Annotated in this window: 12 protein-coding genes; 7 read left to right on the plus strand and 5 right to left on the minus strand. The window is 65.4% G+C overall.

Translation table 11 applies throughout. The features are described 5' to 3' along the window. Positions 1–30: 30 nt before the first annotated feature. From B1A78_RS17180 to B1A78_RS17195, 4 genes are all read right to left on the minus strand, one after another. Entirely contained in the window at positions 31–777 is a 747-nt protein-coding gene (locus B1A78_RS17180) for a YebC/PmpR family DNA-binding transcriptional regulator (protein WP_077148137.1), read from the minus strand. 79 nt (positions 778–856) lie between these two features. Further along, on the minus strand, positions 857–1174 hold the full coding sequence (locus B1A78_RS17185; protein WP_077148138.1) for a YbjQ family protein: 318 nt from the start codon (positions 1172–1174) through the stop codon (positions 857–859). Between the two features lie 30 nt (positions 1175–1204). Beyond that, positions 1205–1447: a DUF2312 domain-containing protein gene (locus tag B1A78_RS17190; RefSeq protein ID WP_077148139.1), complete on the minus strand. Its 243-nt coding sequence runs from the start codon at positions 1445–1447 to the stop codon at positions 1205–1207. 63 nt (positions 1448–1510) lie between these two features. Further along, a complete protein-coding gene (locus tag B1A78_RS17195; RefSeq protein ID WP_077148140.1) occupies positions 1511–1831 on the minus strand; it encodes a DUF1244 domain-containing protein in 321 nt (106 codons plus the stop codon). A gap of 112 nt (positions 1832–1943) precedes the next feature. Here B1A78_RS17195 and pyk point away from each other — a divergent pair, with 112 nt between their 5' ends. The 7 genes from pyk to B1A78_RS17230 all read left to right on the plus strand — a co-directional run bounded on the left by pyk (position 1944) and on the right by B1A78_RS17230 (position 11287). After that, complete coding sequence (pyk, locus tag B1A78_RS17200; RefSeq protein ID WP_077148141.1) at positions 1944–3398, plus strand: pyruvate kinase; 1455 nt, start codon at positions 1944–1946, stop codon at positions 3396–3398. 187 nt (positions 3399–3585) lie between these two features. Next, positions 3586–4359 (plus strand): arginyltransferase, encoded by a 774-nt coding sequence (locus B1A78_RS17205; protein WP_077148142.1) that lies wholly within the window; start codon positions 3586–3588, stop codon positions 4357–4359. 102 nt (positions 4360–4461) lie between these two features. Further along, positions 4462–4833, plus strand: a complete 372-nt coding sequence (locus B1A78_RS17210) for a DUF3060 domain-containing protein (RefSeq protein WP_083734267.1) — start codon at positions 4462–4464, stop codon at positions 4831–4833. 250 nt (positions 4834–5083) lie between these two features. Continuing rightward, positions 5084–7546, plus strand: a complete 2463-nt coding sequence (locus B1A78_RS17215) for an NAD(P)-binding domain-containing protein (RefSeq protein ID WP_077148144.1) — start codon at positions 5084–5086, stop codon at positions 7544–7546. Then, positions 7546–8442, plus strand: a complete 897-nt coding sequence (locus B1A78_RS17220) for a hypothetical protein (protein WP_077148145.1) — start codon at positions 7546–7548, stop codon at positions 8440–8442. The genes B1A78_RS17215 and B1A78_RS17220 overlap by 1 nt, the downstream gene beginning before the upstream one ends. Before the next feature lie 19 nt (positions 8443–8461). Beyond that, a complete protein-coding gene (locus tag B1A78_RS17225) occupies positions 8462–10396 on the plus strand; it encodes a cytochrome c3 family protein (protein WP_077148146.1) in 1935 nt (644 codons plus the stop codon). Between the two features lie 42 nt (positions 10397–10438). Beyond that, positions 10439–11287 carry a phosphodiesterase gene (locus B1A78_RS17230; protein ID WP_077148147.1) on the plus strand — a complete coding sequence of 283 codons (849 nt, stop codon included), beginning with the start codon at positions 10439–10441 and terminating at the stop codon, positions 11285–11287. Here B1A78_RS17230 and B1A78_RS17235 read toward each other — a convergent pair. Then, a partial coding sequence (locus B1A78_RS17235; protein ID WP_306171657.1) for an NAD(P)-dependent oxidoreductase occupies positions 11284–11664 on the minus strand: 381 nt, incomplete at its 5' end. The two genes, B1A78_RS17230 and B1A78_RS17235, sit on opposite strands and share 4 nt — an antisense overlap.

The following is an 11664-nucleotide window of genomic DNA, read 5'->3' on the forward strand; positions in this document are numbered from 1 at the left end:
CCCCTCCCGCTTGCGGGAGGGGGAATATCGTTAGCCAAGCTTTTCCATCACATCGTCGGCGATGTCGTAATTGCCCCAGACGGTCTGGACGTCGTCGTCGTCGTCGAGCGTGTCGATCAGCTTGAACAGGGTTTGCGCGACGCTTTCGTCGGTGACTTCGCTCTTAAGCGTCGGGCGCCAGGCGAGCTTGACGCCCTCGGGGTCGCCAAGCTTGGCCTCGAGTGCTTTCGCGACTTCGTGGAGGCCGTCGACGTCGGTCCAGATGTCATGGCCGTCCTCTGACGATTCGACGTCGCTCGCGCCGGCGTCGAGCGCGGCTTCGAACACCGTGTCGGCGTCGCCCGCGCTGGCGGAATAGCTGATCAGGCCCAAGCGATCGAAGCCGTGGCTGACGCTGCCTGACGTGCCGAGGTTGCCGCCATTCTTGCTGAACGCGGTGCGGACGTTGGTCGCGGTGCGGTTGCGGTTGTCGGTCAGCGCCTCGACGATCAGCGACACGCCGCCCGGGCCATAGCCCTCATAACGGATTTCTTCATAATTATCCCCGTCATTGCCGGCCGCTTTGTCGATCGCGCGCTGGATATTGTCCTTGGGCATCGACTGTGCCTTGGCGGCGTTGACCGCGGCGCGCAGGCGCGCGTTGGCGTCGGGATCGGGCAGGCCCATCTTCGCGGCGACGGTGATTTCGCGGCTGAGCTTGGAAAAGAGGCTGCTGCGCTTTTTGTCCTGCGCACCCTTGCGGTGCATGATGTTCTTGAATTTACTATGGCCGGCCATCGCCGTCCTCCAATCGGTGTTTCAAATGTGGGCGCCGCCCTAGCGCGCGGGCGCCGGGCAGACAACCGGCCATTGGGCGTCAGAGAATGACCGCGGTCCCGCTGGCCGACACCATCAGCATCGAGCCGTTCTGGCCGATGACCTCATAATCGAGGTCGACGCCGATCACGGCATTGCCGCCTAGGCGGGCGGCTTCGCCTTCCATCTCGGACAGGGCTTCTTTGCGGGCGCGGGCGAGGACATCTTCATATTTGCCCGAGCGGCCGCCGACGATGTCGGTGATGCTGGCGAAAAGGTCGCGGAAAAGATTGGCGCCGACGATGACCTCGCCGGTGACGATGCCCAGATATTCGCGGACCGGACGGCCCTCGACAGCGTTGGTGGTTGTGCTGAACATCGTCACTCTCTCCTGTTCTGATAGCTGGCGTTAGTCGATGCCGAGCGCCGATTTATAGACGTCGAGGATCGCTTCCATTTCCTTGCGGTCGTGCGGCGGCAATTTGCGCAGGCGGACGATCTGGCGCATGATCTTCGGATCATAACCCTGCGATTTCGCTTCGTTATAAGTGTCGCGAATGTCGTCGGCGATGCCCTTTTTCTCTTCTTCCAACCGCTCGACGCGCTCGATGAACAGGCGCAGTTGCTGGTCGGTGGTGGTGGCTTCGCTCATTTTGGACTCCGGTGATTTTGGATCTGGTTCGCGAGAATCGCGGGTGGCGCGTCCCTAACGGGGTCAGGGATTTTTGGCCATGCTTTCTTCCATCCGGGCGAGCTGTTCGGGGGTGGCGAGGGTGTGGTGCAGCGCCTTCCATTCCTGGGTCGGCATGCCATGGACGATCGCGCGGCCGGCCTCCTTGTCCATGTTTCCGGCCTCGGCGATCCAGTCGCCGAGGCAGTTGCGACAGAAACCCGCGAGTCCCATCAGGTCGATGTTCGCGGCGTCGCTGCGGTGCTGGAGCAGCCGGGCGAGGCGGCGGAAGGCGGCAGCGGCGGCGGCATCGTCGAGGGCGTCGAGCGCATCGGGTGCGGGCGTGGTGTCTTCGCTGCAGGACATGGCGGATTTCCTTCGGGTCGGGGATGAATAGCTATACGCGGCTTGCCTTGGCCGCCGCAACGGGCCTAGGCAAGCGGCCGACGTCCAACCCCCATTTTTGACCGGAGCCCCCGTGGTCCAGAGCTTCACCCCCCGCCAGCGCAAGGTGCGCATCCTCGCGACGCTGGGTCCCGCGAGCGCGAACCCCGCGATGATTGCCGAACTGAACCGTGCCGGCGCCGACGCCTTTCGCGTCAATATGAGTCATGGCGATCATGAAGGTCATGCCAGGGTGATCGCGGCGATCCGCGCGCTGGAGAAGGAGACTGGCCGGCCGACGACGATTCTTGTCGACTTGCAGGGACCGAAATTGCGCGTCGGCACCTTTGCGAACGGGCCGGTCGAGTTGGTCAAGGGCGAGCCCTTCGCGCTCGATGCCGACGAAGCGGCGGGCGACGCGACGCGTGTATATTTGCCGCATCCCGAGCTGTTCGCGGCGCTCGAACCCGGGACGCGATTGCTGATCGACGACGGCAAGCTGGTGCTGCGCGTACAGGCGGTGGCGCCGACGCGGATCGACACGGTGGTCGAGGTCGGCGGCAAGATTTCGGATCGCAAGGGGGTTAATGTCCCCGACGTCGTCGTGCCGCTCGCGGCGCTGACCGAGAAGGACCGCAGGGACCTGACCTTCGCGCTCGAACAGGGCGTCGACTGGATCGCGCTGTCCTTCGTGCAGCGGCCCGAGGATGTCGCCGAAGCGCGGCGGCTGATCGGCGGCAAGGCAGCGTTGCTCGTCAAGTTCGAGAAGCCGTCGGGGGTGCAGCGGATCGAGGAGATTCTCGAACTCGCCGACGCGGCGATGGTCGCGCGTGGCGACCTGGGGGTCGAACTGCCGCCCGAAGCAGTGCCGCCGCTGCAGAAGCGGATCGTCGCGACAGCGCGGCGGATGGGCAAGCCGGTGGTCGTCGCGACGCAGATGCTCGAATCGATGATCGTCTCGCCGTCGCCGACGCGCGCGGAAGTTAGCGATGTTGCCACGGCGGTGTACGACGGGGCGGACGCGATCATGCTGTCGGCCGAGACTGCGGCGGGCGCCTGGCCGGTGGAAGCTGTCACCATGATGGATTCGATCGCGCGGTCGGTCGAGGGCGACCCCGATTATTTCCGCCGCCTGCATTTCACCGAGACGCACCCAGACGCGACGACCGCCGACGCGCTGGCCGAGGCGGCGGGCGATATCACCCGTACGATCGCCGCCGATGCGATCATCTGCTTCACCTTTTCGGGCTCGACCGCGCGCCGCGTCGCGCGCGAGCGGCCGAACGCGCCGCTGCTGGTGCTGACCCCAAAGAAGGAAGCCGCGCGGCGGATGGGGCTGCTGTGGGGCGCGCATGCGGTGCCGACGAAGGACATCGGCAGTTTCGAGGAGATGATCGCCAAGGGCAAGCGCATGGCGCTGCGCCATGGCATCGGCAAGGCGGGCGCGAAGCTGGTGATGATGGCGGGCGTGCCCTTCGGCACGCCGGGGTCGACCAATGTGCTGCACGTCGCGACGCTGACCGGCGACGAATTGCGCGGTTACAGCTGAGATTGATTCAGTCCGGCACAGATGTTCCGGACCGACACAATTTTTGCGCCGCGAACGCATTTGCGATGCGCTAAATTGGTAAATCTTCTTTGCACCATCGACGCGGCGCGGCATAGTCATCGCCGTAACAAGCGTCGGGGGGCCTTGCTTTGGGGGTCTGCTGCGCCCGTTCGGAGATTAGCCCAGCGTGTCCGCACCCTTTCGTTTTCCGCGCTTTTTCGTCACCAGCCCGGCGCCCTGCCCCTATCTGGAAGGGAAGACCGAGCGCAAGGTGTTCACCGAACTGAGCGGTCACAGCGCCGGCGAACTCAACGATGCGCTCGGCCGTATAGGATTCCGCCGCAGCCAGTCGGTCGCCTATCGCCCGAGCTGCTCCGAATGCACCGCCTGCGTCTCGGTGCGCGTGTGCACCGCCGAATTTACGCCGAACAATTCGCAGAAGCGCAATTTGCGCCGCAACGGGGACATCGTCGCGACCGCGTGCAAGCCGTGGGCGACCGAGGAACAATATGCGCTGCTGCGCTCCTATCTCGGCTCGCGCCATCCCAATGGCGGCATGGCCGACATGGACGAGCAGGATTTCGCCGACATGGTCGAACAGACCCCGGTCGACTCTTATCTGATCGAATATCGCGAGCCGAGCGTCGACGGGGTGCGCGGGCGGCTGATCGGCTGCTGCCTGACCGATCGGCAGAGCGACGGGCTGTCGATGATCTACAGCTTCTTCGACGCCAGCCACCCGATGCGCGAGGGGCTGGGGACCTATATCATCCTCGACCATGCGCAGCGTGCGGCAGCGGCGGGGCTGCCCTATGTCTATCTCGGCTACTGGATCGAGGGGTCGACGCGCATGGCGTATAAGGCGCGCTTCCGCCCGCTCGAAAAACTGGGTCCCGACGGCTGGTCGCGGTTCGAGCCGGTCGCGTCGGATCGCATCGCGAAGCAGTTCGAGCTCGCTTGATCGCGGATATCGCGATCGCGCGCACTGGTGCCGTTGACGCGCGGCCGTTTGCATAGCATTGAATAGACAGGGGAATCGAGGCGGGGAACGCAGGAGAGACCCTTGTTCCGACATGCAGCGACCGCCTTGGCCCTTGGCCTGATCGTCACCACGCCCCTACTCGCAGCCCAACGCGGCCAAGGCGCCGGCACGCGCGCCGGGTCATCGGTCAACGGCGTCGATCAGGCGCATGAGATCGACTGCGGCGGACGTCCGGCCGAGGTGTCGGGATCGGGCAACCGGATCAATTTCACCGGCGACTGCCCCGGGCTGACGGTCAACGGGGTCGACAACCAGATTGGCATCATCCTGCGCCCCGGCGCGCCGATCAGCGTGTCGGGCGTCGAGAATGTCGTGACCTGGCGCGTTAGCGGGACGGGCAAGCCGAAGGTGTCGGTGCAGGGCGTCGACAACCGGGTTCGCCCGGCGTCCTGACGCGGCGCGAAGCGCGCAGAAAAGCGGCTTATTGAGAACGTCTCGCAGCAGTCCGAATCTCGCCCGCCACCGGTTGACCTCTCCCCGCTTTCAAGGGCATAGCTGCACGCCTAGGACATAAGTCCGGGTCGCATCCAGATTGTACTCGCCGGGGGGCTGGCGATAGGGGGACAGGGATGCCCGTGCGCAGGTTCGTCAGCATCAAGACCGGCAGCGAAGGTACGATCATCGTGCCGGGGGTGCCGCGCGCATGAGCGACAAGGTCCCGTCGCAGCCGATCCCCGCGGATATGGTCAAGGTCGCGATCATCGGGTCGGGGCCGGCGGGGCTGAGCGCGGCTTCGCGCGCCGGACAACTCGGCATGAGCCATGTGCTGATCGAAAAGACCGACCACCTGTCCGATACCATCTATAAATATCAGAAGGGCAAGCGCGTGCTCGCGACGCCCGACCGGCTCGACCTGCGCTCCGACTGCCGCTTCGCCGAGGGCGCGCGCGAATATATCCTCGGCAACTGGGACGACGACGCGAACGCCAACAAGGTCTATGTCGTCAAGGAAGCCGAAGTTACCGAGGTGACGGGGCAGCAGGGTGCGTTCGAGATCAAGACCGCCAAGGGCGTCATAAAGGCGGAAAATATCGTGCTGGCGATCGGCACGCAGGGCAATCCGAACCGGATGCGTTGCCCCGGCAACGACCTGCCGCACATCATCTATACCGTCGACGATCCCGAGGATTTCAAGGACAAGCACATCACCGTCGTCGGGTCGGGCGATGCGGGCATCGAAAATGCGCTCGGCGTTGCCGAGGAAGCGCTCGAAAACACCGTCACCATCCTCAACCGCTCGAAGGATTTCGCGCGCGCCAAGGCCAAGAATGTCTCCGACATGATGGAGGCGGGCGAAAATGGCTTCATGTCGATCCGCACCGAGACGCAGCCCAAGATGGTCGAACCCGGCTGGCTGACGCTCGAGACGCCGACCGGCGACGAGAAGATCCAGTGCGACGTGATCGTCGCACGGCTGGGGTCGGTCGCGCCGCGAGGCTTCGTCGAATCGATGGGGATCGAGTTTACCGGTCCCGATCGCGAAGCCTTTCCGAAGCTGTCGCCGACCTTTGAATCGACCGTTCCCGGCATCTTCGTGATCGGCGCACTCGCGGGCTACCCGCTGATCAAGCATTGCATGAACCAGGGCTATGACGTCGTCGAGTTCATCAACGGCAACAAGGACCTGACCCCGGCCGACGAAAAGGATCTGGCGGCGATCTTTGAAAATCTGCCGCAGAAGAAATCGGTCAGCGAGTGGCTCGAGTATCTGCGCACGCGCATTCGTATCTTTGCCGACGTCTCGCCGCTGCAGATGCGCGAGTTCATGCTCGATTCGAAGGTCGCCTATTATCGCAAGGGCGATGTGGTGTTCGAGGCTAACGAGCCCGGATCGTCGCTGTTTGCGATCGCCGACGGCCATGCGGTGGTCGAGATCGGTCCCGACATGACCGTCCCGATCGAGCAGGGATCGATCTTTGGCGAGGTCGGCCTGATTTCGGGCCGCAAGCGCGGCGCGACGATCCGCGCCGGCGAGGACAGCATTTTCGTCGAAGTGTCGCGCACCGCGGCGCTCAAGCTGATGGCCGCGGTACCGGGTGCGAAGCGCGTGATCGAACGCATCTCGCTCGAGCGCCAGCTGATGCAGATCTTCAAGGGCGGGCTGACGGTCGAGGATCTGGCGCCGATCGTCGAGGACCCCGCGATCCAGCGCGTGCCCGCCGGCAAGGTCGTGCTCGCCGAGGGTGACGAAGGCGACGACGTCTATGTCATCCGTTCGGGATCGATGGTGGTCGAGAAGGATATCGGCGGCAAGCCGATCTTCCTGCGCTATCTGCCTGCCGGCAGCTTCTTCGGCGAAATGGCGGTGCTCAGCGGCGCGGCGCGCAACGCGACGGTGAAGGCCGCGGTCGCGAGCGAGGTCATCCGGCTGAAGGGCGAAGAATTCAAGGCGATGCTCGCCAAGCGTCCGCGGGTGCGTGAGGCGACCGAGGCGGCGGTGGCCGAGCGCGCGGCGATGAACGACTTCATCGAATCGCGCAAGGCGAGCTATTCGAGCGCGGTCGACCTCTATTCGGACACCGCCAGCTTCATCATGAAGGAGGGGCTGGGCGAGGCGACCGACGCACTGCTGATCGACGAGAATCTGTGCGTCGGCTGCGACAATTGCGAAAAGGCGTGCGCCGACAGCCATGAAGGCCTGTCGCGGCTCGATCGCGAGGCGGGCAAGACCTTTGCGCATCTGCATGTCCCGACGAGCTGCCGCCACTGCGAGCATCCGCACTGCATGGCCGACTGCCCGCCGAACGTCATCCACCGCGGCCCCGACGGCGAAGTGTTCATGGAGCCGGGCTGCATCGGCTGCGGCAACTGCATGCGCAACTGCCCCTATGGCGTGATCCGCATGGAGGCGGCGCCGCCCGAAAAGCCGAGCCTGATCCGCTGGCTGCTCACCGGTTTCGGTCCCGGCCCCGGCGAACCCTCGCCCAAATGGACCAAGAAGAAACTGGGCGAGGAGAAGCCCAAGAAGATCGCGGTCAAATGCGACATGTGCAAGGGCATCGCGGGCGGCCCCGCCTGCGTCCGCGCCTGCCCGACCGGCGCCGCGATCCGCGTATCGCCCGAGGAATTCCTGTCGATCGCGCGGCTCGAAGAGGACGCCGGCTGATGGCGAGCCTCTTTTCCAACCTGTTTCGCGGGGGTCGCCGCAGCAAGGCGACGCAGACCGAGCGCGTGCGCGAGCGGCGGCACGAGGGCTTCCTGCGCTACGCCAATTTCCGCTGGGCCAAGATTTCGGGCGGGCTCTGCCTGCTCATCATCGTCAGCTATGCGCTGGTCGACGTGACGCCGCGTCACAATGGCGGCAGCTGGTACGGCTATACGCTCGGCACGCTCGGCGCGGGGCTGATCCTGTGGCTGACCGCACTCGGCTACCGCAAGCGCAAGATGACGAGCGATTATTGGTCGCTGAAGGCGTGGACCTCGGCGCATGTCTATCTGGGGCTGAGCCTGATGGTGATCGGCACCTGGCATACCGGCTTTCAGCTCGGCTGGAACGTCCACACGCTCGCCTGGGCGCTGATGATGCTGGTGATCCTGTCGGGGCTCTACGGGATCGTCGTCTATGCGACGCTGCCGCAGGCGCTGTCGAACAACCGCGACGAGATGACGCAGATGCAGATGCTCGAGGCGATCCGCGCCTTCGACCGCCAGCTGCACAGCGCCGCGCAGCCGCTGACCCCGCAGGACACCGCGCCGGTGCTGAAGGCGCTCGACGAGGATCCGTTCGCGGGCGGCATCGGCGCGCGCCTGTCGGGGCGGTATCGCAATTGCGCGACCGCAGCCGCGCTGCACGCGCTCGCCGGAACCGGCACCAGCGACCCCGAAGCGCGCGAGAAGGTCGTCGGGCTGCTCAAGCAGAAGCAGGCGGCGCTCGGGCGGCTGCGCCAGCATCTCAAGATCCGGGCACTGCTCGAAATCTGGCTCTATGTGCATGTGCCGCTGACCTTTGCGCTGATCGCGGCGCTGTCGGCGCATATCATCAGCGTCTTTTTCTACTGGTAAGGCGAGGGGAGGGGGAATCATGAGCTTCATCCTGCGCCGTATCTCGACGACGAAGACGGGCAAGCAGATCATCCGCGACGCGCCGTTGCCGGGCGACGCGATCACGCTGGGCCGCGAGGGCAGCAACACGATCCACATCGCCGACCTGGCGGTGAACCCCCATCATGCGACGATCAGCAGCGCCGACGGCCGCCATGTCCGGGTGCAGGCGAGCGAAGGCCTCGGGTTCGACATCAACGGCCGGTCGGTCGACGTCGCCGACATCGACAGCGCCGCGGGCGCCGAACTGCGTTTCGGCGGCCACCGCCTGACGATCGCGCGCGAGGGCGATGCGATCATCCTGCTCGTCGAGCGTATCGACGAGCTGTCGCAATCGTCGAAGGACGTCGACGAGGCCAAGGCCTTTTCGCTGCAAGGGGTGATGCCGGGCAAGCGCGTCGGCGCCTGGACCTTTGCCATATTGATGCTGCTCGCCTTTCTGGTCGGGCCGATCTGGGCGTGGCAGACGTACAAGAATGTCGACGAGCGACCGAAGGGCTATCATGCCGACACCGCGTGGATGTCGGGGCCGCTGTCGAGTGCGCACGCCAATCTGAAAAACGACTGCCAGTCGTGCCACGTCGAGCCGTTCGTCGCGGTGACCGACAAGGCCTGCGTCGGTTGTCACACCGGCGAGCATAAGGCGATGAGTGCGGCGCACGCCAATGCGCCGACCGCGATGCTGCTCGCCGCGCGGGCGCCGAAGGGGACGGGCGAAAAGATTCTCGCGAGCTTTGCCAGCGCCTTCAACCGGCCCGAGGGGCGCTGCGTCGAATGCCATACCGAACATGAAGGCGCGGGGCCGATGCCCGCGACGCCGCAGAAATTCTGCGCCGATTGCCATGACGGCATGAACGGCCGGCTGAAGGCGGCGGGGCATCCGACCGAGCTTGCCGATGCGAGCGATTTCGGCACCGGTCATCCCGATTTCCGCCCGCTCGTGCGGTCGGCGCCGGGCGCGAAGCCGGTGCGGACGTTGATGACCAAGGGGCTGGCGGACTATAACGGCCTGAAATTCCCGCACGACATGCATTTGCAGGCGACCGGCGGGGTCGCGCGCATGGCGGCGAGTTTCCGCGGCCGCTACGATTTCGGCAAGAAGCTCGAATGCGCGAACTGCCACAAGCCCGACGCCGACGGGGTGCGGATCAAGCCGGTCGAGATGGAGCGCGACTGCGCGATGTGTCACAGCCTTGCCTTCGAGACCGTCGGCGGGGTGACGCGCACCTTGCGCCACGGCGAACCCGACCAGGTCGTTGCCGACCTCACCGCCTATTACCGTTCGACCCCGCCGGCGCGTCCGCTGCAGCTCGGCGGCATGGAGCGGCGCCGCCCGGGCCAATATGCCGAGGGGCAGGTGTACAACATCTATTTCCGCGAGGTCGCGGTGCGGCCGAGCCGCGCCGCCGACGCGGTGCGCGCGGTCTTCTCGAAGGGCGGCGCCTGTTACGACTGCCACACGATTTCGCCGCCGGCAGCGGGCAACGGCTGGCGCGTGATGGCGGTCAACCAGACGCCGCGCTTCCTCGAGAAGGGCTGGTTCGACCATGACGCGCACCGCGAGACCGAATGCGCCGACTGTCACACCATGGCCGAAGGGTCGAAGGCGTCGACCGACTTCCTCGTGCCCGGGCTGCGTCAGTGCCGCGACTGCCATGTCGGCGAGGGCGGGGCACGGCTGTTCAAGGTCGAGACCGCGACCGAATCGCCGTGCGCGATGTGCCACGAATATCACAGCGACGGCGGCAAACCGTGGATGCCGCCGGCGCAACGCAAGAAAAACACTGCGTTCATAACAAAACAACCGTCGCGCGATACTTATACTGTGAGCCAGATCACAGGGCGGACGGGGCGCAATCTTTATAATGTGACTTGGCGCACACCCGCGCTACAAGCCACTGAACAGGGCGGATGACAACAGGGCGGTCGGACCAGCCGGCCGGAGCAGGGGACGGATATGCTGATCGCCCAGATCACCGATATCCATATCGGGTTCGATCCGGACAATCCGGCCGAATATAATCGCAAGCGGCTCGACGAGGTACTCGACCTGCTCATCGAGGGGCCGAACCGGCCCGACCTTTTGCTCGCCACCGGCGACATCACCGATCGCGGCGATGCCGACAGCTATCGCCGCCTCGCCACCGCCTTTTCGCGCTGCCCCTTTCCGGTGTGGCCGAGCGTCGGCAACCACGACCTGCGCGACAATTTCCACGCGCAGTTTCCGGGCTTCGACGACGGCAACGGCTTCATCCAATATGTTATCGACCTGCCCGAGCTGCGGCTGGTGACCGTCGATACGCTCGAGGAAGGGCGCCACGGCGGCGCCTTTTGCGACAGCCGCGCGGCGTGGCTCGACGCCGAACTGGCAAAGGACCCGACGAAGCCGACCTATATCGTGATGCACCATCCCCCGGTCGAAAGCGGGATCGAGTGGATGAACACCCACCCCGACGAGCCGTGGGTCGCGACTTTCACCGACGTCGTGCGCCGCCACCCGCAGGTGCGCGGGCTGATCTGCGGGCACCTCCACCGCAGCGTCACCGTGTCGTGGGAGGGACGCACCGTCGCCATCTGCTCGTCGACTGCGCCGCAGGTATCGCTCGACCTGAGGCCGATCGACGAGAATCATCCCGACGACCGCCCGATGATCGTCGCCGAGGACCCCGCCTATGCGCTCCACCGCTGGAACGGACGCGAGCTGGTGAGTTTCTACGACCATGCCGGATCGCATACGATGCTGGCGAAATATGACGAGCGGCTGCAGCCGCTGGTGCGCGAGCTGAAGGCCGAGCGGCCGGCCTAATAGCCCAGCAGCAGGTCGACCTGCGGCGTCACCGCTTCGCCCCTGTGCCAGCGGGAGAGGTTTTCGAGGAAGCGTTCGGCGGCGCGAAGGAACATCTTGTCCTGCGCGCGGCCCGACAGGTGCATCGTGATATGCGCATTGTCGAGCGTCCACAGCACATCGTCGGCGGGAAGCGGTTCGGGCGAGGTCACGTCGAGGAAGGCCGAGGCGATCTGCTTCGCGTCGAGCGCGCTGACCAGCGCCGCCTGATCGACGACGCTGCCGCGCGCGATATTGATGAGCGTCGCGGTCGGCTTCATCGCGGCGAGCTCGGCGGCGCCGATCATGCCGTCGGTTTCGGGCGTCGCGGGGACCGCGAGGATCACCCAGTCGAAATC

It is taken from the genome of Sphingopyxis sp. KK2, from assembly GCF_001990265.1.
GTDB lineage: Bacteria > Pseudomonadota > Alphaproteobacteria > Sphingomonadales > Sphingomonadaceae > Sphingopyxis.

Excerpts from the sequence above, each read along its gene's own strand:
- B1A78_RS17180 (WP_077148137.1), bottom strand. The coding sequence starts at position 777 with ATGGCCGGCCATAGTAAATTCAAGAACATCATGCACCGCAAGGGTGCG.
- B1A78_RS17185 (WP_077148138.1), bottom strand. The coding sequence starts at position 1,174 with ATGTTCAGCACAACCACCAACGCTGTCGAGGGCCGTCCGGTCCGCGAA.
- B1A78_RS17190 (WP_077148139.1), bottom strand. The coding sequence starts at position 1,447 with ATGAGCGAAGCCACCACCACCGACCAGCAACTGCGCCTGTTCATCGAG.
- B1A78_RS17195 (WP_077148140.1), bottom strand. The coding sequence starts at position 1,831 with ATGTCCTGCAGCGAAGACACCACGCCCGCACCCGATGCGCTCGACGCC.
- B1A78_RS17215 (WP_077148144.1), top strand. The coding sequence starts at position 5,084 with ATGAGCGACAAGGTCCCGTCGCAGCCGATCCCCGCGGATATGGTCAAG.
- B1A78_RS17220 (WP_077148145.1), top strand. The coding sequence starts at position 7,546 with ATGGCGAGCCTCTTTTCCAACCTGTTTCGCGGGGGTCGCCGCAGCAAG.
- B1A78_RS17225 (WP_077148146.1), top strand. The coding sequence starts at position 8,462 with ATGAGCTTCATCCTGCGCCGTATCTCGACGACGAAGACGGGCAAGCAG.
- B1A78_RS17230 (WP_077148147.1), top strand. The coding sequence starts at position 10,439 with ATGCTGATCGCCCAGATCACCGATATCCATATCGGGTTCGATCCGGAC.